Source organism: Ruegeria sp. AH7, from assembly GCF_056541325.1.
The window spans coordinates 399,399-421,529 of record NZ_JBQFYF010000004.1 but is presented as its reverse complement, the minus strand read 5'-3'; the positions used below and the strand labels follow the sequence as shown (position 1 = coordinate 421,529).

Genomic DNA, 22,131 nt, shown 5'->3' with positions numbered 1-22,131 from the left:
AGTTAGCTGCCTTTTGCTTTGGTATGATCCGAATACCGCCTGCGAAACGCGGGATCAATCAACGCCTTAACAAGGTTTCACATTCGCGTCCGGTTTGATTTCAATGGGCCGAAGGGCTTGCAATCAAAGGCCAAGCTGTTTCACTTTGGCTTCAACACCTTTGGCACATACTTCACCCACGGAGATCAGAAATGGTTGTACGCAGGCTATATTACTTTCTGAGTTTCGTCTGTCTGCCTTTGGTGGCCGTCTGGGGCTTTTTCTGGTCTCCCGCGCATTGGCTTCTGGTTCTGCTAATCCCTTACGCCGTGGTTGGGATGTATGACATGCTGACCACTAAGCACAACGTACTGAACAACTACCCCGTGCTGGGGCATTTTCGCTATATGCTGGAATTTGTCAGCCCCGAAATCCGCCAGTATTTCGTCGAAACCAACGAAAGCGGGCGGCCGTATAATCGGATCATTCGCAGCCTTGTCTATTCCCGTGCCAAGGGCCAGGTCGACACACAGGCGTTTGGCACTCAATACGATATCACGACCGTAGGTTATCATCGCTCCAACCACTCTCTGGCCCCAAAAGAAGTGGACAAGAGCGAAGAAAGGGTGATGCTGGGCGGCCCGCAATGCGAAAAGCCCTATAACGCATCGCGCTTGAATGTTTCGGCCATGAGCTTCGGTGCGCTCAGCGCCAATGCAATCCGAGCGCTGAACGGCGGAGCCAAGGACGGCGGTTTTGCGCATAACACAGGTGAGGGCGGATTGTCCCCACATCACCTCGCCGAGGGTGGAGATATTATCTGGCAGATCGGTACCGGCTATTTCGGCTGCCGTACACCGGACGGAGGCTTTAACAAAGACCTGTTCGCCGAAAAGGCCAAGAAGGATGTTGTCAAAGCAATAGAGATTAAGCTGTCCCAAGGGGCGAAGCCCTCGCACGGCGGCGTTTTACCCGCCGCAAAAGTCGACAAAGAAATCGCCGAAATCCGTGGCGTGCCCGAGCATCAGGATGTGATCTCACCACCCATTCATTCGGCTTTCGACGGTCCAACCGGGCTGATGGAGTTTGTACAGCACTTGCGCGAAATGTCAGGTGGTAAACCCATTGGTTTCAAACTGTGCATCGGCCACCCATCCGAATTCATGGCGATCTGCAAAGCAATGCTGGAAACCGGTATTCTGCCCGATTTCATTACCGTCGATGGGGCCGAAGGAGGGACTGGCGCCGCCCCGGTCGAGTTCACCAACCGCCTGGGCTTACCCGTAAATGAGGCAGTGGTCTTCGTGAATAACTGCCTTCTGGGGGTTGGGCTACGTGACAAAATACGGATCATCTGCGCAGGCAAAGTGGCCACAGGCTACGACATGATCGAAAAGTTCGCCCTTGGTGCGGATATGTGCAATGCCGCCCGGGCGATGATGTTTGCCGTTGGCTGTATTCAGGCCTTGCACTGCAACACAAACCGATGCCCGTCAGGCGTGGCCACCCAGGACTCGATCCGGGGCAGGGCGGTCAACGTACCGCAAAAACGTCAGCGGGTGCACCGGTATCACGATGCCACACTCGAAAGCTTCCGGGAACTGCTGGGCGCAATGGGCAAAGCCACGGTCTCGGATCTGCATCCCGGCGATATCCGCCGTCGCATGGCAGATGAAACCGAGCGTTCTTATGCCGAAATCTACACTTTCGTCGACGAAGGCGCACTTTTGTCTGGCAAAGCGCCGGACAACTACACAGCAGAATGGGATCGCGCGTCAGCCGCGCATTTCTAGTGGCATCAATTGATCGTCGATCGGGGCTGACTATTGGCATGCGTATTGATCCGACGCACGCTCCATTCCACTGAATCCCGCATTGCTCGACCCAGGGCAAGGTCAAACGCATTGACCAGATCCGGTGTCTGATCGCTGGCTGAAACCACGTTTTCCTGGAACGAACTGGAGGCGATGATCTTGTCCTCGAACGCATCGACGATCTTGATGTTCATCCGAACGTCAACACGCACGGTTTTTGAGTTTTCAGTCTCGGCAGTCACGATGCCCTGAAACTCACGCAAATCCGGCACGATGATATAGTCTGCGCGCAGGCCTACGGTCGACCGCCCGACTGCGGCCACCTTGCCCGAGTTCTCATAGCTTTCGACCAACAGAGCCTGCACAATCAGCGGTGCGCGATCCACCCACCGGGCGCGAGGCAGATACTGAACCTGTAGAGGTGTCGGCTGAACTGCGATCTGGTCGGTGTTCACCGCGGCGGTTGCTGTGGGTTCTTCCACGACGATCTGCATCTGAATACGCGGCAACGAGGACGCAAACGTGCTTTTGGGGGTCAAAAGATACAGGTCATTGGGTTTGGATGCTTGCTGCAACGTACCCAAACCCGCGCAGCCACAAAGGGCCACCGCGATCAGAGTAAGAAAGAAAGGCCTGATCATTGACGGAACTCCGATGCTTGGGTGCCCAACAAAAAGCGTGCCGGGTCGCGCTCAACCTTGTCGACAAGGCGGTCTAGGCTGATAACCAGGCGCTGAGATTCTTCAACAAAGCGTACGAATTGCGGCAAACCGACCCGCAGGAAATCCGAAAGCTGGCGACGATTGTCTCGGACAATGCCGTCGACGGTTCCCAGCAGTTCTTTCGCAGAATTCGACGCGCTAAGCACATCGTCCGAAATCTGGTCGATCTTGACGGTGATGCGCGAGACCGTTTCGGTCACCTGATTGGCGGCGCGGCTGATATCCTGTGCAACCGGGCCGACTTGCGTTTCAATGATACGGTTGGCCGAGTCAAAGGCACGCTCAGCCGAGGCCAAAACCCCTTTGGTCGAATCCATCGCAGCGGTGATCGAACCCAACGTCGTATTGGCATTCACAACCGTTTCCGTGATCACACCCAGTGATACGCTGGCTTCTTCCGACAACCGCGTCAGATGATCCGCAAGGTTGGACCCGCGCTGTATAAACGGGCGCACATCTTCTTCGATGGTCCGGTTCGTGGTTGCCAATGTCACCTTCGCCTCTTCCAGCGCTTCTTTGGCGGTGTCGGACGCTGACTTGACGGATTTCAACGTCTCACTACCCGTCTGCAACGTGGATTCCGCAGCGCTGATTAGCGGATCCAGCTTTGTGGTAAAATCACCGATTTGCTTGGCGGCCTCTCCAATATTGCCTGAGACGGATTCAAAGTCTGAAAGTGTCTTGTCCAGTCGTCCCGTGGCCGAAGCCAGATTGGCCAAAATGTCAGAGACTGCCTTTTGGTTCTTCTCATCAACGATAGAGTTCAGCTCCTGCAGCAGGCTGACGGCCTCGTCCAGAACTTTTGGGGCCCCTTCGAACAGGGATTGAATGGTGCTGCGTTTGCTTTTGATGACACTGTTATTGGGCAACCGCTCAGCCGTGCTGGACCCTCCACTCAATTCCACGTAGCCAACGCCGGTCACGCCCAGAGATTGCAGCTGTGCGATGGTTTCCTTTGTGACAGGGATGTCGGCGTCGACCTCAATCCGGACCCGAACTTTCGATGGATCATCTTCATCAAGATTCAACGAGATCACTTGCCCGACCGGAAGGCCATTGTAGCTTACGCCACCCGCCGCAGACAGGCCCGACACATTTTCGAACAACACGTCATAATATGCGTACTGGCGGGTCACTTCGAATTTCGCGAGCCACAGGAAAAAGCCAAAAGCACCCAATATCCCCGCAAGAGTGAATGCGCCGATCAGAATGTAATTCGCTCGGGTTTCCATCGCCTCTACCTGTCCTGCCCTTTGTCTTGCGCCGCGCGGGCACGGGGGCCTGTGAAATACTCCTGCACCCAAGGATGATCGACCTTGGTCATCTCTTCTATCGGACCTTCAACCAGCACGCGCTTTTCTGCAAGCACGGCGATCCGGTCGCAAATCGCATAAAGACTATCCAAATCATGCGTCACCATGAAAACGGTCAATCCCAGCGCCTGCTGCAATTCGCGGATCAGATCATCATAGGCGGCGGCCCCGATCGGGTCCAATCCGGCCGTGGGTTCGTCCAGAAACACAATCTCAGGATCCAATGCCAACGCCCGCGCCAACGCTGCCCGTTTGCGCATGCCGCCTGACAATTCCGATGGGAACTTACCGCAGCTCAGCTGCGGCAATCCCACAAGGCTGATCTTGAGGCCGCCCAGCGACTCCATCAGTTTTTCGCTGATCCCCGTATGCTCGCGCAACGGGGCCATCACGTTCTGCAAGACGGTCAAAGATGAAAACAGCGCCCCATCCTGAAACGCCACGCCCCAATGGCGTTCAATGCGCCGGCGATCCTGTTCTGGGCCATTCAAGACATCAACGCCCAGAACCTCGATACTGCCAGCAGCCGGTTTGTTCAGACCCACGATAGTCCGCAACAATACAGATTTGCCGGTACCCGAGCCGCCAACAATGCCCAGAACTTCGCCGCGCCAAACATCGAGGTTTAGGTCGTCATGCACCACCTGTGGGCCAAACTGATTGCGCAATCCGCGCACTCGGATCACGGCCTCTCGCTGCGTGTCTGCCGGGGCTGATTGATGCTGCACCGTACCGTCCATCTCAGATCCCCATCTGCGAGAAGAAGATCGAGAACAAGGCGTCGATGGCGATTACCATGAAGATCGATTGCACCACCGACGCGGTCGTGCGTTGCCCGACGCTTTGGGCCGACCCTTTGACCTGCATCGCCTGCCAACAGGCTATCACACCAATGACCAGAGCAAAGAACGGCGCCTTGATCAGACCGATGGCCAGTTGCCAAACCCCCGTGCTTTCGTTCAGGCGGGTCAGGAACATGCCCGGGCTTATCCCCAGATCAATCCAGCTCATCAATGCGCCGCCGAACAATCCGGCCATGTCGGCCACAAAACCCAGAATGGGCAACATGATCAACAGGGCCAAAACGCGCGGGATCACCAGCACCTCAATCGGGTCCAGGCCTAGGGTCCGCATGGCGTCAATCTCTTCCTGAACTTTCATCGAACCGATTGAGGCGGTAAAGGCCGATCCGGACCGGCCCGCAACGATGATCGCGGTCAGCAGAATACCCAGTTCACGTAGGATCGAGATCGAGATCAGCTCGACCACAAAAATCTCGGCCCCGAACTGTTTCAACTGCGTGGCACCCTGAAAAGCCAGCACAACGCCGATTAGGAACCCCATTAACGCCACAATCGGCAACGCCTTGAAGCCGGTTTCCTCCATATGTGTCACAAGCGCGGCGCGGCGCAGCCTCCAGGGCATAACGACGGTTCGGGCCAGACGGTGCAGGGTCAGCCCTAGGAACCCAAGGATCGACATTGTGTCCTGCCACGCCCCAAATGTGCCGCGACCCACACTTTCGACCCAATCTGTAAAGGTTCTGGGCGGGTCCAGCCGACCGGGCTGTTCGGGGATGCTATGCGACACAGTATCAATCAAGGCGGCATGCGCAGGCTTAAGGCCCAGAAACTGGAGCTGCGCGCCCTGAGCGGTGAACCGCTGTGACAAGTCTGCCACGAGCCACGCGCCGCTGGTATCCAGCGCTTCCATCTCGGTCAGGTCGAACGTCACATCGCCGCCAACGGGCTGAATGGCGCTAAAGCCGCGCTCAACGTGTTCCACCAACTGCGTGAGCAATGCGCCTGAGATATGCACAACCGTACGGTCGCTTTCCTGCGAAGACGATATCTGAGGCGGATTCATGCCTGCATGTGACGGAAAAAGAAGATCGGCTGCAACGGGTTTGTGTATTTGCGCCCTGATTTGACCGGTCGGAATGGCACCCGTGTGACACTGATTAGCGCCAATGAGCGAATTTCCCGAAGGTGAGTGACCTAATTCACTTGTTTCAACCAAAGGTAATGGTATCTTTATGGACGTAATTGTTTGTTGTTATTCGGTTGTGTTTCATGTCTGACCATCAAGCCAATGTTGATGTCGAAATCGGGTCTGAACGAGGGTTCGGTTTTGTCTTCACGGCAGTCTTTCTGATCATCGCACTCTGGCCCCTTTGGGGCGGCGGTTCTGTGCGGTGGATACCCCTGGCAATCGCGGGGGCCATTCTTGCGGTAACCTTCCTTGCGCCGCAGGTTCTGACCAAGCCCAATCGGCTTTGGTTCAAATTTGGAATGTTGCTGGGGGCCATCGTAGCACCCATCGTCATGTTTCTGGTTTTCATCACGACATTCGTGCCCTTCGGACTGGTGGCGCGCCTGTTGGGAAAAGACCTTTTGTCTGAGAAATTAGACAGTTCCGCAGAAAGCTATTGGGTTGTTCGCAAGGATCAGCCCGGCAGCATGAAACAACAGTTTTAAAGAAGGGAGTACCAGACGTGACATTCGTTTCCGAGCTCTGGTCATTTATGAGGGTCAGAAAAAAGTTCTGGCTACTGCCCATCCTTGTGGTGCTGGGCATCTTCGGTGGCCTGATCGTTCTCAGCCAAGGTTCGGCAATCGCGCCGTTCATCTATACGCTGTTCTGATCACATGACCTACATTTTGGGCATTTCCGCGCTGTATCATGACAGCGCAGCAGCACTGCTGTGCGACGGCAAGATCATTGCCGCCGCGCAGGAAGAACGCTTTACCCGCAAGAAACATGACCCTGGATTCCCGGAAAAGGCGATTGAATACGTACTGGCCGAATCAGGGATCACCCTGGCGGACGTGGACAATGTTGTCTTCTATGACAAACCGTTTCTAAAATTCGAACGCCTGATCGAAACCTACATCGCCGTTGCTCCACGCGGTTTCAACTCGTTCCGAATGGCGATGCCGGTCTGGCTGCGGGAAAAGCTGTTTCTGAAGGATTTGCTGAACAAACAGCTTCGTAGGATTGATCCCGATTTCACCGTCGACAAGATTTTGTTTTCGGAACACCACGTCAGCCATGCCGCCAGCGCTTATTATCCCTCGCCCTTCGACGAAGCGATTGTTCTAACCGTAGACGGTGTTGGCGAATGGGCCACCACAACCGTCGGGATTGGGCGCGGCAACGAACTGACGATGGTGAAAGAGCTGCACTTCCCACACTCGCTGGGGCTGCTTTATTCTGCTTTCACCTACTACACCGGCTTCAAGGTGAATTCCGGTGAATACAAGGTCATGGGTTTGGCACCTTATGGCGTGCCGCAATTTAAGGACCTGATCCTTGAACATCTGGTCGACCTGAAAGAGGACGGCTCATTCCGCCTCAATCAGAAATACTTCAACTATACAGCCGGTCTGACCATGACCAACAAAGCGCTGGAGGACCTGTTCGGCCATCCCGTGCGCAAACCTGAAACCGATCAGCTGACACAGTTCCATATGGACATCGCCGCATCCGTGCAGGCCGTGACCGAAGAAATCATGCTGCGCATCACCCGCAATCTGGCGCAGGAACACGGTATCCGTAATCTGTGCATGGCGGGCGGCGTGGCACTGAACTGCGTGGCCAATGGCAAAATCCTGCGCGATGGTGCGTTTGACAATGTCTGGGTGCAGCCTGCTGCCGGTGATGCCGGCGGGGCTCTGGGGGCGGCCTATGCAGCCTGGCATCAGGAGTTGGGCAATCCGCGTCAGGTCACTCCAGGCGATCAGATGCAGGGGTCATATCTTGGCCCGCGTTACGAAGATGGCGCAATCGCCGATGAACTGACCCGTGTCGGAGCCAAATTCACCACTTACGAAAACGGTGAGTTGGTTAACCAAACCGCGCAGGCATTGGCGGACGGTAAGGCTGTTGGTTGGTTCCAAGGCCGGATGGAGTTTGGACCACGCGCCTTGGGCGCGCGCTCAATCCTAGGCGATCCACGATCCGAGTCGATGCAGAAGACCTTGAACCTGAAGGTCAAATACCGCGAAAGCTTCCGCCCATTTGCACCATCTGTTCTGCGCGAAGACGTAGCCGACTGGTTCGAGCTGGATGGCGACAGCCCCTATATGCTGATCGTGGCCGATGTTCAGGACAAAATCCGCCGCAAGATGACGGATGAGGAAAATGCCCTGTTTGGCATCGACAAGCTGAACGTCAAACGGTCGGATATTCCGGCTGTGACGCACGTGGACTATTCTGCCCGTATCCAAACAGTGCATGAAGACACGAACCCGGCCTATCACGCGCTGATCTCGAAGTTCAAAGACCTGACCGGATGCTCGCTGGTGGTGAACACCTCGTTCAACGTGCGGGGTGAGCCAATTGTCTGCACGCCCACGGATGCGTTCCGCTGTTTCATGGGCACCGATATCGAGGTCCTGTCGATCGGCAACTGCCTGTTGCGCAAAGAAGATCAGGACCCCGCGCTCAAGGAAAACTACGAGACCAAGTACGAACTGGACTAAACCCTTGCGAGGGTAGCCGTTCCGCGACACAGTCCGCACCTGAAACTCGGGTGCGGATTCGGAGTGCGCGACATGGGCCAGGCCGGAAAAGTTCTGTTCATTATCATCGATCAGCTACGGGCAGATTGCTTGTTCGGCGCGTTGGCAGATCATGTTGATCTACCGCATCTGTGCGCGTTCATGAACGAATCTGTCTCGTTCAAACGTCACTACTCTGTGACAAATCCCTGCGGCCCATCACGCGCTTCGTTGCTCACCGGGCAATACTCGATGAACCACCGATCTGTCCGCAATGGCACGCCATTGCGCCATGACATTCCCAACATCGCCACCGAGATGCGCAAAGCAGGCTATATGCCAATGCTGTTCGGCTACACCGACACCTCGGCAGACCCGCGTGTTCACGATGTGAATGACCCGGTGCTAAAATCCTATGAGCAATCAATGGATGGATTTCTTGAGATCGTTGAGATGCGGCTGGAAGAATCCTATCCCTGGCGCGCGCATCTGATGAAACAGGGCTATGCGTTCGACACCTATATGGATGTCTATAAACCGGTTTCACCCTCTGGGGAGGCGCCAAAGCTGAATGACCCAGCGCTCTATCGCGCTGAGGACAGCGACACTGCCTTTCTGACCGACGCGTTTCTCGACGGCATCGCGCCTTACCAAGATCAGAACTGGTTTGCGCATCTAACCTATATCCGCCCGCATCCACCGCTTGTTGCACCGGCACCCTACAATCGGATGTATGACCCCGTCACTTTGCCTTTGCCGCGGCGATTGGGGACACCCGAGGCCGAAAAAGCGCAGCACCCGTTTTTTGATCCGAACCTCGACCTCTACAAAGCAGTTGATTTTGTTCACGGTTTCGATGAGGTCGAGTCGACAGACGAGAATATTCAGATCCTGCGCTCGATCTATTTTGGGTTGGCGACCGAGGTCGACCATCACATTGGCCGCGTCGTTCAGTATCTGAAAGACAGCGGGCAATATGACGACACTCTGATCGTTATCACCGCCGATCATGGTGAGATGCTGGGCGACCGTCACAGTTGGGGCAAGATGACTGTCTATGATGCGGCGTATCATACGCCGCTGATGATCCGGATGCCCGGCAATCAGGCGCAGGCTGGGGCCGAAATCACCGTGCCAACGGAATCCATCGACATCACACCAACGATCCTGCATTGGGCTGGGCAATCGATCCCAAATGAGATGGACGGCCGGTCTCTGACCCCCCTGTTGCAAGGCGAAGTGCCCAAAGATTGGAGGGGTTACTCATTCAGCGAACTGGATTTTGCTGAGCCGGAAAACCCGACCCCATGGCAACAACGTCTTGGCACCAAAAACAGCGAGTCCTGTCTGGGTATCCTGCGCGATGACCGCTTTACCCTGGTTGAATTTGCCGCCGATTTGCCGCCGCTTTTGTTCGATCATCAAGGGAAAGGTGAATTCGAGAACGTCGCAGAAAATCCCACCTATGCGGCTGACCTTGCGCGCCTTTGTAGGCAGATGTTGCGCCATCGGATGCGGAACATGGACCACACACTGTCACTGCATTCCAATACGCCCGATGGGCCCAAGATGCGCATGCGGCATTGATCCCCTCTACACCTGCTGGTCGTCAGGTGCTACGGGTAGAATAGGGGAGGGTGAATTTGCGCATCACCGAACAACGGATCAAGGCGATGACAACCGCCGGGCTGAACCTGATCGGCCAGGCGCTTTCCATCTATGACAGCCAGTTGCGCCTGGTCCTTAGCAACCGACGGTTTCAAGAAATGTTCGACCTTCCCGATGCACTGGTGCAACCTGGCGCGTTGTTTCGGGACACAATCCACTTTCTGGCGAGCCGTGGAGAGTACGGTGACGAGGGAAGTGTCGATGACATGGTCGAAGTGCGTGTCGAACAGGCGCTGGCGTTCGAGCCACATTACATGGAGCGCGAGCGTGCAAATGGTCAGGTGATCTCGATCGAAGGCGCACCGCTGCCTCAGGGTGGTTGGGTGGCAGTCTATACAGACATAACCAGCGCAAAACGCGCCGAAAACCTGCTGCGCGCGCGGTCCGAGGAATTGTCAGGCCAGCTGCTTACCCATGCCGAAGAGCTTTCGGCCACCAACCGGAAACTGGCAGCAACCATCACCGCGCTGGAAGAAGCCAAGCGCGAGCTGACCGAGATCGAAGCCCGGACTCGTCTGACGACCGAGATGATGCCGGCCCATATCGCGCATCTGAACAGCGAGGGGCGATATGATTACTCGAACCGGCGGCTCAGTTCTGTCATGCCGGGGCGACCATCTGAGATTTTGGGCCTTCACATATCTGAAGCGCTGGGGGCAAACGCCTTTGCCCGGGTCAGTGCTCACCTGCAAAATGCCTACAACGGCAAAACATCGGTGTTCGAGTTCACCGAAGATCAAGACTCGCGCCGCATCCGCGTGTCTTTCACACCTGACGGGGCAGGGGGCGTTTATGTGATGTCGGTAGATATCACCGAAGAAACCCAAGCCCGTGTCGCCCTGCAACAAACCCGCCGCCGTGAAATGGCTGCACAGATGACAAATGGCCTAGCGCATGATTTTTCCAACCTGCTGACAATCATCCTGGGCATGCAATCCCAGCTCGACAAGATGGCGTTGCCAGAAGACGCACATGCGCTGATCGCCGCAACCCAAAAAACAGCGCGGCGTGGTGGTCAGTTGTTGAACCGGATTGCGGATATGACCGGCCATCGCACACCTCAGCCGAAAGCCACCGATCTGCGCCGCTTGCTCGAGGATTTGCGGATAGTGGCCACCCCGTCTTTGCCACGCGGTGTTGGGCTATCGGTCGTGAATACTTTGCCGGATCAGGCGCTTATGCTCGATCCAGGGATGCTTCAGGATGCGCTGTTGAACCTTGTTCTGAACGCACGCGATGCTTGTGGCACAACCGGGCAGGTGACGATCAGTGCACATGCAATCGGCGATATCTGGATCGAAATCACAGTTTCCGATACCGGTTCTGGCTTTTCGTCTGAGGCACTGGAGAAGGCTTTGAACCCCTTTTTCACAACGAAAGGCAGTGATGGATCGGGCCTTGGTTTGCCGATGGTTTATGACACCGTAAAGCTGGCGGGCGGTGACCTGAACCTGCGCAATACGCCCTCAGGCGCATCGGTGATCTTGCGCTTGCCCTACCGCCCAGCACCCCCCGCGCAAGAGGGGCTTGTGCTATTGGTGGAAGACAGTGACGATCTGCGCGGCCAATTCCGGGACATGCTGATCGACCTTGGCTTTTCTGTGATTGAGGCGACCTCGACAGATGAGGCACTGGCTCTGACCGAGAACGTTGAAGGTATTGTCATGGTGCTGTCCGACATTCGACTTGAGGGCACAGCAACCGGGCTTGATCTGTTATCGCAACTCAAATCTCGCTTGCCCTGCATACTCATGACATCATTACCATATACCGATCCTCTGCACCGACAGGCATTGGCCATGGCGCCTGTGCTGAGCAAACCCTTTTCCAAGGCACAGTTATCCGCCCTTGTCCGAACTGAGGCCGCCTGATGACCCAGCCTTTGGTAACGATATTGGATGATGAACCCGAGATTCGGCATATCCTGACTGATGCTTTGGAAGAGGCTGGGTTTCGAACCCAAAGCTATTCCCGGGCCCGCGAGTTCGAGGCCGCACTGAACCAGATCACACCTGACGTCTGCTTGGTGGATTTATCCCTGCCGGATACGGATGGCCTGGCCCTGGTACACCGATTGGCGCTGGAACAAGGTGCGGCCGTGATCATTGTGTCGGGCCGCGCGCAAGTTCAGGATCGCGTGGCCGGGCTGGAATTGGGAGCGGATGACTACATCACCAAACCCTTTGATCCAACAGAGGTTGTGGCGCGTATTCGCGCGCGGTTACGCGCACCGCGCGGTCAAACCTCGAACACCAATCTCGCCGAGTTCAACGGGTGGACAGCATATTTTGATCGGTATCTTCTGAAGGACCAATCCGGGGCCGAAACACCGTTCAGCCACGCCGAAGGTGAGGTTTTGCGCCTATTTCTGGAAAGCCCCAAACGCCTGATCAGCCGTGCACAAATGCAGGACTCCCTGGGTGGCGCAGCCGGGGACAGCTTCGACCGCGCCATGGATGTGCGTATCTCAAGGCTACGAACCAAGCTTGGTGAAGACCCTAAAAACCCGCGCTTGATCAAGACGATATACGGGGCAGGATACATCTTTCTGGGAGATGTTGTTTGGAAATAGGCAGCATCACTCGGATAACTACAGTTACTCGCGCAGGGCCCGATCTTTGATTTTCACAACAGGCTGCAGGATGTAGTCCAACACCGATTTCTTCCCCGACAAAATGTCCACCTCTGCAATCATGCCGGGGATGATCTCAACAGCAATTCCTTGCCCGTCGAGCATTGTATTGCTGGTGCGGATCTCGACCACGAACACCTCTTCATCATTCCGCTGGGATCGGGTGATAGTATCTGCACCGATGCGCAGGATTTCACCGTCCAACCCGCCATAACGTGCGAAGTCATAGGCGGTGATCTTCACCTTTACCGGCTGGCCCGCGCGCAGGAACGCGATATCATCGGGTTTGACATAGGCTTCGACCAGCAAACTATCGTCCAATGGCACAATCTCAATCAGGTCTTCGCCACTTCGGGCCAGCCCACCAATTGTTGTTCGATGTATCCGATTCACTATTCCCCGGACCGGCGATTTCACCTGCGCGCGGAGGGCGCGGTCGCGCAAAGCGGGCAGGGCAGGCTCAAGTGCCGCAAGCTCGGCGGTCGCGAGGGCCAAATCCGTTAATGCTGCGGTCCGAAAACGGCTGCGTGTGGCCTTTATTCGGTCATCGATTTCCTCGAGGCCCGTCTTTAAGCGGTTGGTCACTGCCTCGGCACGTACCTTGTGGCCTTGCCACTCAGCCTCGCTACGGCGCAAGGCCAACAGTGTGGTCGCGGGTTCCATGCGCTGTTCAACCAACGGAGCCATAATGGCCCGCTCTTCAGCCAGCACCTTCAGAGTTTCATCAGCGGTAACCTGATCAACCAACCCCTCTTCATATTCCCGCTGCCGTTGCTGTCTCTGCCGCTCCAGAATGGCAATCTCGGCGCTGAGTTCAGCTTGCCGCCCCTGATAGAGCGCAGTTTCCGAACGCACGACATTTGGCGCGCCTTTTATGAGAGTTGTGTCAAAGCTCAGCTCTGTTCCATCAATTTCAGCCTGCAAGCGCTGAACCCGCGCCATAAGGCCATAGGCACGTTGTTGTTCCTGGCTCAATTGGCTGTCAATCTGGGTGGTATCCAGCTCCATCAACACAGCACCCTGATCAACCAACTCACCCTCGCGCACATGCAAAACCTGCAAAACTCCTGGTTCCGTTGCTTCGATCACCTGCACATCCCCCGATGGCACAATCCGGCCATCCACGCGGGTGACATCATCCAGTTCTGTAAGGTAGGCCCAAGCACCCGCGCTCAACAAACAGGCCAAAATAACCAGCAACAACAGCGAACCTTGCAGCGGTGCCCGCCCCTGCATCTCACGTGCGAGCTGACTCAGATCAGGATGCCGCGACATTTAGATGCCTTCCTGATCTGCGCGCGTGTTGGGTCAGCAGGCTTTTGGGGCCATCCGCACCGATTTTCCCGCCTTCGATCACTATGACACGGTCGACCAGTTCCAGCAGGCTGGTTCTATGGGTCACCACCACGACTGTGGTGTCTGTCGTTGCCGCCTTCAAACGCTGGATCACCTGCGCTTCGGTTTTGACATCCATCGCGCTGGTTGGTTCATCCAGCAACAAAACCGGAGGCCGACCAATCAGGGCCCGCGCCAACGCTATCGCCTGTTTCTGACCACCCGACAGCCCTTCGCCTCGTTCAGCCAATTGTTGATCATAGCCACTGGGATGTCGGGCGACAAAATCCTCAACGCCCGAAGCGCGGCCAGCCGCAATCAAGTCCTCGTCACGCGGTCTAATCGCGCCGCTTATAATGTTGTCCCGAACAGTGCCTGAAAACAGCCAGATATCCTGAAGGACTGAGCCGATATTACGCCGCAGGTCGCCCGGATCAATCTGGCGAATATCCAGCCCATCCAGCATGACCGACCCGACCCGCGGCGAATAGAGACCCAACAACAGCCTGGCGATTGTGCTTTTGCCCGATCCGATTTGACCCAGGATAGCCACCTTTTCACCTGGTTTGATCGTAAAAGATACACCGTTCAGAGTGTCTTCATTCTGATCTGGATAGGTGAAGTGCACGTTGCTGAACGAAATGGCCCCCTTGAAACCCGCCCTCGTGATCCAGCTTCGGCCTTCAGGACGCTCACTTTCGGCCTGCATCAAGGCATCCAAATTGCGATAGGCGCTGCGTGCCTGATTGACGCGGGTCAGGGTTTGGGCCAGCTGTCCCAACGGGGCCAAAGCACGCCCCGTCAGCATGACCGAAGCCACAAGCGCACCCATGCTGGCCTGACCTTCGGTGATCAGAAACACGCCATAGAATACTATCAGAACCTGCGCTGCCTGCTGCGTAAAGCCTGTCAAATTCAAGGCAAACTGGGTCACGGCGCGACTGCGCGCGCCATGGGCGGATTGTCGTTCGATCGCCTGCTCCCACCGATTGCGCATTTGTCGACCGGCAGAGGTTGTTTTGATCGTCTCGAGGCCCGAAACCGCCTCAACCAACACCGATTGTTTGGATTGACCATCCGCCAGGCTTTTCTCGGCCATACGCGACAGGATCGGCTGAACCACAAGACCAGCCAGCAAAACAACCGGTACAGCAAGGGCCGGGACCAGGGCCAAATCGCCGCCGACCAGATAAATCACGAAGATGAACAGCGCGATAAAGGGTAAATCTACAACGGCAACCAATGTTGCCGAGGTAAAGAACTCTCGGAGGGTTTCAAACTCACGCACCGTGCTGGTCATCGCCCCGGTCGAGCCTGTGCGCGATTTCATCTGAATATTCAGCAACTGATCGAAGACACGGCGCCCCATGAACATATCAGCGTTTTGGCCCGCGCGATCGATAAAGCCAGCCCTCAGAAGCTTGAGTACGAAATCGAAAACAAGAGCAATACCGACGCCAAAGGTCAGAGCGATCAGCGACTCGGTTGCTTCGTTCGGAAGGACGCGGTCATAAACCACCATGATGAACACGGATGTCGCAAGGCCCAGCAGGTTGGCAAGCGCGGCGGCCAGTGCCACTTGGACATAGGACCAGCGGTTGGCAGATAGCGCAGACCAAAACCAGTGGCCGCTTCGAACTTGCCCATCATTAGTGACTTCGGCCTTATGATCTCGGCGAAACAGGATCGCAAAGCCCGCATAGACGTCGCTGAGTTCTGATTCAGATATCTCGCAGAGGCCACTGCCGATCTCGGGATCAAAGATCAACATCTCCCCACCGGGCGCGCGGCCGTGATAGGTGACGGCCTTATTACCATCCAGCAAAAGCATCGCGGGAACCAGAGCATCGTCAAAATCTTTCAACGGCCGTGCTCCATATCCGGCCTGCAACCCTGTGTTTTGCGCCAACGCAAGAATGTCCCGAACGGTCAAATCTCCATCCACACCCGACTGAGCAGCCTGCAAAGCGGCGAGCGTAACTGGCCGTTCAAGGCTGCTGGCGATGTTCAAAAAACAGGCTTCATAAGCTGAGATTTGAATATCGGAAGATGGGGAACCTGCCGTCATTGCTGGGCGCTCCAGGTACCGACCGATAAGCCAAGCAGATCAAGGATATCACCTGTCAGGCTCAATGCGGCATAGTTGGTTAGAAAAAAGCTCTGTTCAGCCAAGATTAACCTCTCCTGCGCGTTCACAAAGTCCCGTTGAGCGTCCAGAATTTCAATCAGGCTGCGCCGCCCGATAGTAAATTGTGCACGAGCGGCTTCGACACTTTCAGCGTTGGCCTGCACTGCCAATTTTGCGGCCCGAAGTCTTTCAGCACCGGCTTTTTGATCAGAACGGATAAACCCAAGCTCTCGGGTTATTTCGCGGATCAGCGCCTCGCGGGAGAATTGGGCGTCCTTCACCCGCGCGTGCGCGGCGGCGATTGCCGCGCGTCTTTGGCCGGTACTGTCAAGTTCGTAATTAAACGACAAGTCCACACCGAAATTGGCATCCCGATCAGTATCTTGATTGGCGAAAGCCGCCACTCGGATATCAGGCTGCCTGCGGGCCTGAGCTGCGCTCCATTCAGCCTTTGCAGCCACCAGGCTTGCATCAGCGCGACGCACCTGAGGGCTGCTCATGACGATTTGGGCATCACTTCGGGTCAGGTTCGGAGCAGGGATTGGTTGCGGAAGGGCGTCTGGTGCGGAATCAAACACTTCGCGATAGCGCGCTTCGGCGCGGTCGACCTGCGCAATCGCATCGGCGTAACGGGTTTGAGCATCCGCCATACGTGAGCGTGCAGTCAGCAGATCGGCATTAGAGCCTGCCCCGCTGGCAGTTCGATCCGATATCTGCCGTACCAGCTTTTCATGCGCTGCTACGTTCTGCGCGTTGATCCCTTGGATCTTGCGTCTGTCCAAAACAACGACATAGGCTTCGATCGCGGACAAAGCAGTTGCAGCCGCAGTCTGCAATTGATCCCCTCGGCTTTCGTAAACACGGGCTTCGGCGGCAGCCAGCTCACCTGATGCCGCACCGCCATCGTAGACCAGTTGCGAAACGCGAAGGTAGGGCGACACATCTGAGACATCGGAGTCTACGCGCTCAGACCGGGCGTTGATGCCCAGTGAGACCTGCGGCAGAAAAGCGCCTTTGGCGGCATCCTGTTCTGCCGCTGCGGCCTCCAGTCTTGTTTCACTCTGAGCAAGGTTCGGGCTTGTTTCAACAGCCTGACGGATCTTGCGGCCAAATGCACTTTGGGTCAGCGTTTGAGCAGGCGGCGTTGCGCCGGCACCAGCTGTTCCGCTGGAGAATGAAACCTGGATTCCAGACAGCCCGGGCGGTTGCTGACACCCTGAAACCAGGGGCGCGAACACCAACATGCATGCGAAAGCCTTAAGCATATGCATAAGCGTCCCCTTGCTTATCATAGTTGAATGGCAACTCTTCGAGCTGCGCGTTCACGACAGCATCCAGAAACCCGGAGACCTCGGAGGAGGTTTGGAGCTGCGATCTATCGGCCAGTTGATCCTGTATTTGTCTCAACCACTGCACGTGCGACAGTGAAACCTGATGCGCATGAATCAGGCGCATGCCTCGGCTATTGTTCAAAAGCGCCCGGTGAGTGGACCGCAGACCATGTATCGCCTGAAGATGAATGCCAAAAAGACCATGCGGGCCATCAGCCTTCAAAACCTCGCCCAGCGGCGAGAGTAGATTCAAATCACGGATCAGGCGACACAGCTCCGACGTTTCATGCTCAGCTGCTGCGCGCTGAAAGAGAAACGATTTTACTTTGATGAGATCGCAGTTCAGCCTCTTTGCATCATCAAAGAAACGAACATCATCGGGGTTATCGGTGACCAGCCCCATGGTTTCATCAACAAGCAAATGAAACTGTTGCCCTGAGGTTGAAGAGGCAGGGCCCGCACCAAAGGGTGGGCATCGTAGCGCAGTTGGCAAATATCGCGCCAACCAAGTGCCATTTGAGGCGACAAAAGGAGTGGTGGAATCGACCTGCATCGACAACAGAGCAACGGGTTGGCAACCCACTGGGGTCATTCGGAAAGCGATCGGAAACATGGCGGCAACCTGCAGGACTTCCGCTTCTACAACAGTGCACTCCGTCAGATGTCGAGCAAACTCGTAAGATGTGAACCGCCGCCAAAAGCGATGCCCATGCCGTTCGAAAGTGACCGGAGTCAGGCCGTTCTGTAGCATAGCATTCCCCTCACGCTGTCTGATTAAAAAAGTCGAATCCAAATGTATGACTGCGAGGCGGGTTACGCCGTCGCGCCCGTTGGATCGGTATGCAGGATGTTGTCGGTGGACAGCGCGCTTAGATCATCGAGCCCGTCAAAGATGGCCACGGTTTCAACACTCGCGTCACTCGATCCTGAATAGTCCACCCTGATCAACGCACTGTCTGTACCGTCAGTCGCCAGTACATAGAGCGCATCGCCAGATTGTGCACCTGTGAGGCTTTCGACAGCCGTTTCAAGCGACGCTGCCGTGAGATCGGTCAGCACTGTCGTCAGACCGACAAAGCCAGTGTCGAGACCCAACGCGTCACCAACTGCCAGGGTTTCAAATCCGGTTCCGTCGCCTCGCAATGTGCTGACATCTAACCCGCTGAGCATAAACGCATCCGTCACGTCTGTTGCCGGACCAAGTGTAAAGCCGGTGATCGTATCAACGCCGTTTATTGTCGGGTCAGCTTCGAAGACAACAACATCGCGCCCGGCTGTGTTCAGGTCAATCGCGTCATCCCCTTCGCCGCCACGCACCAGCGTATCGACATCAGACGCCGTCAGCGTGTCATCACCATCCGTTCCCAGGTGCAGCACCATTGGCCCTCCGTCCGGAGTCCTGATCGTCAAAACAATCGGCTGGTTGGGATCCTGTACAGTCATCGTGAATGTAACCAAAGGTTGGGACAGGTCTGTGAAGGTCGTCGCCGCACCCGCAAAACTGACGACATCGCCTGGTCCGGTGTTGGCTAAGAACAGATCGAATTCACCATTTTCTGTGTCAGAATTCACATCGAACGTGACCACGGAGGAGTCGTATTCCAACTCAGCTGTCATGGCCAAACCAGATGAGATATCCCGATCAGAATCCGCGTGGATTGCGAAGGTGATCGTCGAGCCGGATTGCGCAATCTCGGAAATCACATAGGCTGCAGGCACATAGGCTGCTGTTTCTGTCGTAACAGGCAGCGGATCTGGCCCACCCGAGACGATGGCTTGCGCCGTGAAGTCGAGGTCATCACCCGCTTCGGCACCCGCAAATTCAGACGCCGATACTGTCAACGACCATGTTCCATCCGGGCCAACAGTTGCAGTACCGACCGAGTTGCCGTTCAACAGAACATCAACGGCTTGGCCTGTGCTAAGACCCGCTGAGCTGCCACTGACAACCACGCCAGAGCTTTGCGCATCGCTTAGGGCTATCGCTTCATTCGTTCCAATTGCGCGCATGCTCAGCGTGGGCCGGAAATCCGTCGTAACCGAAGTGGTTGCCGCAGGAGAAATGTTTCCAGCGCTGTCCGGAACGCTGGCCGAGATTGGATAGCTGGTCACGTCTGACAATGCGGCCAGATCAGATGTCGGGACAGTGACTGTCCAAGTCCCACCTGAGGCAGTGGCGACATAGGTCTGCCCGCCGAATGCGACGGATACGGTTTGCCCATCCCCGGCGGTTGTGGTTCCAGAGATTGCAAGGTCGCTGTCACGTTCGGTGACATCTAGAACCGCTCCCACAAGCAAGGCATCGATTGTGATGGATGGTGCGGAGAAGTCCGTGTCAAAGCTGGTATTCGTTTGACCTCTATTGCCTGCGCTGTCGGTTACGGATGCAGTGACATCATATGTGATGTCAGGCTGTAGCCCGCTCAGATCAGACGATGGTGCGGTAAGGGTCCAATTGCCACCGGACACGGTTGCGGTTCCAGTGACATCCACCGTTCCATCGGGCCGCACTATCTCGACGGTTACAACCGTCCCGTCTGGTGCATCTGAAGTGCCTGAAATGGTCAGATCCGTACCCTGTTCAGCCGCATTCATCACCGCACCATCAGATAGATTGGTAATAGCGACACTGGGTGCGGTGAAATCGGTATCAAAGCTGTTCGTTGCCTGAATGGCTGGGTTGCCCGCAGCGTCTGACACGTCAGCTGTCACCGATATGGTGGACGCATCTGACAATGCTGCCAGATCGCCAGTGGGGACAGTGACGCTCCAGCCGCCGCCGCTGGCAGTTCCGGTATAGGTTTGACCATTCAGCTCGACCGTAATGACCTGCCCATCCTCAGCCGACGTTGCGCCGGTAATCGTCAGATCAGTCGCTTGCTCGGAAGCATTCATGACAGCGCCATCCGAGAAGCTATCGATGCTGAGTGTGGGTGCGCTGGCATCTTTGGTGAGGGGCGTGTCTGCCTGAGGAGCAGCAAGCCCATCAACATCCGAAACGTCCGCCGTGATAGAAAAGCTACCTCCATCGGCGAGGGCCGCAAGATCACCGGCTGGAACAGTGACGCTCCAACTGCCGCCCGAGACGGTGCCGGCGTAGGTTTGCCCATCGAGCGTGACGGTGACGGTTTGACCGTCCTGCACATTTCCAGTTGTGCCGGAAATGGTCAAATCCGACCCGGCCTCGGCCGAGTTCAGAACCGAACCAATTGTAAGAGGTGCGATGCTGATCGACGGGCCCGTCATATCAACAGGCACCGAAGCCGTCGCAGCGACCGCCGGGTTTCCCGCCGCATCTTCAACGGTGACGCTGACCGCCACAGGCGTTCCAGTTGTAAGGCCCAAAAGATCGGCGTTCGGGACTGTCACGCTCCAACTGCCACCCGAGGCGGTGCCCGAATAGGTTTGGCCATCCATCGTAACCGTAACGGTTTGTCCATCTTCGGCACTAGTGCTGCCCGTCAGCGTCAAATCACCGCTGACATCAATAAGCTCGATCGAACCGCCAGCGACAGGGTCCAATGAAATGGTCGGAGCGCTGAAATCGGTATCGAAACCGCTACTTGCCTGGGGGGCAGCGTTGCCGGCCCCATCCGAAACGTCGGCAGTAACCGATATGGTTGTGCTATCCGGCAATGAGGCAAGATCAGCAGCCGGGACAGTCACGCTCCAATTGCCGCCCAAGACAGTGCCTGTGTAGGTCTGACCATTGAGCGATACGGTGACAGTTTGCCCGTCCTCGGCATCGGTTGTTCCGGTGACGATCAAATCTGTTGCTTGTTCGGCAGTGTTCATCACCGCCCCATCCGAGAAGCTGGTGATAGCCAGGGTCGGGGGTACTGTATCAACGTCGAAAGTAACAGTTTCAACCGACAGCTCATCCCCCATGTCATCGAGATGTCGAATGGTGATGTCCGTCACGCCCTGAGGCACGCCGCTGGCCTCTGACGGGGTCAAAGAGACACTCCAGTTCCCATCTGAGTCTGGGGTCACGGTTTTGACCACTGATCCAATGGTGATCTCGACACTGTCGGTGCCCGCTGGGGCGACGGAATTGATGGTCGAACTGCTGAGCGTTGTTCCCTGTAACTGAGCCAGGTTCAGGCTTGGATGGCTTGGAGCAGGTGGAGGTGTTGGGGTCGGCGCAGGGCTGGCATCATCGCCACCACCACCGCCACCAGCAGCGGCGGCGGCCCCCGCCAGGCCCAAACCGCCCAAGGCCGCTCCAGCCCCACTGACACCGCCTGCAGCAGCAGCGCCCGCTTCAGCCAGGCTGAACTGCGCGATCTCGGCAACCGCCGCTTCGGCGATCATGATGGCGCCGCTGTCCAGAACCTGAATATTCTCGGCCGCGACAATCATGCTGCGCCCATCGGTCATCTTGAGAAGAACATCTCCATTTTTCAGAAGCTTGGCCGATTGCACGCCGGGAATAGTTTCAGCGAACTGGTAGGCATACAGCTCTTCAATCGTGGCCTGAGCAAACGCGGGCAGCGCCAACAGAGATGACCCCAGCCCACCTGCCAAACCACGCCCGGCCCAGCGGCCCATTTTGCGATCTATCCACTGGCGAATGCGGCGCGAGCGGTCCGTTTCTGATTGATCCGCTGCAGGATTCGTATTGGTCTCAGGTGCTTTGGTCATCTTACCCTCACATGTATTGCCGGCGATCTTGGAAGGGGGACAATCCGCACCGTTTAGGCTTTT

The 22,131-nt window shown here is 56.3% G+C and carries 16 protein-coding genes; 7 read left to right on the top strand and 9 right to left on the bottom strand.

Annotation, left to right across the window (positions count from 1 at the left end):
- The first annotated feature begins 191 nt into the window (after positions 1–191).
- Positions 192–1,772, top strand: coding sequence for an FMN-binding glutamate synthase family protein (locus ACR0JX_RS12395; protein ID WP_480544099.1), 1,581 nt, complete (start codon positions 192–194; stop codon positions 1,770–1,772).
- Positions 1,773–1,777: 5 nt separating this feature from the next.
- On the opposite strand, the gene ACR0JX_RS12390 is transcribed toward ACR0JX_RS12395, so the two are convergent.
- Genes ACR0JX_RS12390 through ACR0JX_RS12375 form a run of 4 tightly spaced genes read right to left on the bottom strand, consistent with a single transcriptional unit; the run spans position 1,778 to position 5,694 of the window.
- The gene (locus ACR0JX_RS12390; RefSeq protein WP_480544098.1) at positions 1,778–2,434 is read right to left on the bottom strand and encodes an ABC-type transport auxiliary lipoprotein family protein; all 657 of its coding nucleotides are present in this window, start codon (positions 2,432–2,434) and stop codon (positions 1,778–1,780) included.
- Positions 2,431–3,747, bottom strand: a complete 1,317-nt coding sequence (locus ACR0JX_RS12385; protein WP_480544097.1) for an MlaD family protein — start codon at positions 3,745–3,747, stop codon at positions 2,431–2,433. The genes ACR0JX_RS12390 and ACR0JX_RS12385 overlap by 4 nt, the downstream gene beginning before the upstream one ends.
- Before the next feature lie 5 nt (positions 3,748–3,752).
- A complete protein-coding gene (locus tag ACR0JX_RS12380; protein WP_480544096.1) occupies positions 3,753–4,568 on the bottom strand; it encodes an ABC transporter ATP-binding protein in 816 nt (271 codons plus the stop codon).
- Between the two features lies 1 nt (position 4,569).
- Positions 4,570–5,694, bottom strand: a complete 1,125-nt coding sequence (locus ACR0JX_RS12375; protein WP_480544095.1) for an MlaE family lipid ABC transporter permease subunit — start codon at positions 5,692–5,694, stop codon at positions 4,570–4,572.
- 206 nt (positions 5,695–5,900) lie between these two features.
- Between ACR0JX_RS12375 and ACR0JX_RS12370 the strand changes: the two genes are divergently transcribed.
- The 6 genes from ACR0JX_RS12370 to ACR0JX_RS12345 all read left to right on the top strand — a co-directional run bounded on the left by ACR0JX_RS12370 (position 5,901) and on the right by ACR0JX_RS12345 (position 12,570).
- Positions 5,901–6,305 (top strand): SxtJ family membrane protein, encoded by a 405-nt coding sequence (locus ACR0JX_RS12370; protein ID WP_353011338.1) that lies wholly within the window; start codon positions 5,901–5,903, stop codon positions 6,303–6,305.
- A gap of 17 nt (positions 6,306–6,322) precedes the next feature.
- Positions 6,323–6,472 (top strand): DUF5989 family protein, encoded by a 150-nt coding sequence (locus ACR0JX_RS12365; RefSeq protein ID WP_353011336.1) that lies wholly within the window; start codon positions 6,323–6,325, stop codon positions 6,470–6,472.
- A 4-nt stretch (positions 6,473–6,476) separates the two neighbouring features.
- Positions 6,477–8,312, top strand: a complete 1,836-nt coding sequence (locus tag ACR0JX_RS12360; protein WP_480544094.1) for a carbamoyltransferase family protein — start codon at positions 6,477–6,479, stop codon at positions 8,310–8,312.
- 72 nt (positions 8,313–8,384) lie between these two features.
- Entirely contained in the window at positions 8,385–9,917 is a 1,533-nt protein-coding gene (locus ACR0JX_RS12355; RefSeq protein ID WP_480544093.1) for a sulfatase-like hydrolase/transferase, read from the top strand.
- Positions 9,918–9,973: 56 nt separating this feature from the next.
- Positions 9,974–11,869 carry a hybrid sensor histidine kinase/response regulator gene (locus tag ACR0JX_RS12350; protein ID WP_480544092.1) on the top strand — a complete coding sequence of 632 codons (1,896 nt, stop codon included), beginning with the start codon at positions 9,974–9,976 and terminating at the stop codon, positions 11,867–11,869.
- The gene (locus ACR0JX_RS12345; protein WP_480544091.1) at positions 11,869–12,570 is read left to right on the top strand and encodes a response regulator transcription factor; all 702 of its coding nucleotides are present in this window, start codon (positions 11,869–11,871) and stop codon (positions 12,568–12,570) included. The genes ACR0JX_RS12350 and ACR0JX_RS12345 overlap by 1 nt, the downstream gene beginning before the upstream one ends.
- Positions 12,571–12,594: 24 nt before the next feature.
- On the opposite strand, the gene ACR0JX_RS12340 is transcribed toward ACR0JX_RS12345, so the two are convergent.
- The 5 genes from ACR0JX_RS12340 to ACR0JX_RS12320 all read right to left on the bottom strand — a co-directional run bounded on the left by ACR0JX_RS12340 (position 12,595) and on the right by ACR0JX_RS12320 (position 22,068).
- Positions 12,595–13,905: an HlyD family type I secretion periplasmic adaptor subunit gene (locus tag ACR0JX_RS12340; RefSeq protein WP_480544090.1), complete on the bottom strand. Its 1,311-nt coding sequence runs from the start codon at positions 13,903–13,905 to the stop codon at positions 12,595–12,597.
- Positions 13,889–16,033, bottom strand: coding sequence for a type I secretion system permease/ATPase (locus tag ACR0JX_RS12335; RefSeq protein ID WP_480544089.1), 2,145 nt, complete (start codon positions 16,031–16,033; stop codon positions 13,889–13,891). Before ACR0JX_RS12335 ends, ACR0JX_RS12340 begins: the two co-directional genes overlap by 17 nt.
- Positions 16,030–17,364 carry a TolC family protein gene (locus tag ACR0JX_RS12330; protein ID WP_480544088.1) on the bottom strand — a complete coding sequence of 445 codons (1,335 nt, stop codon included), beginning with the start codon at positions 17,362–17,364 and terminating at the stop codon, positions 16,030–16,032. The genes ACR0JX_RS12335 and ACR0JX_RS12330 overlap by 4 nt, the downstream gene beginning before the upstream one ends.
- On the bottom strand, positions 17,351–18,175 hold the full coding sequence (locus ACR0JX_RS12325) for a SapC family protein (protein WP_480544087.1): 825 nt from the start codon (positions 18,173–18,175) through the stop codon (positions 17,351–17,353). Before ACR0JX_RS12325 ends, ACR0JX_RS12330 begins: the two co-directional genes overlap by 14 nt.
- Positions 18,176–18,237: 62 nt before the next feature.
- On the bottom strand, positions 18,238–22,068 hold the full coding sequence (locus ACR0JX_RS12320; RefSeq protein ID WP_480544086.1) for an Ig-like domain-containing protein: 3,831 nt from the start codon (positions 22,066–22,068) through the stop codon (positions 18,238–18,240).
- Positions 22,069–22,131: the final 63 nt, after the last annotated feature.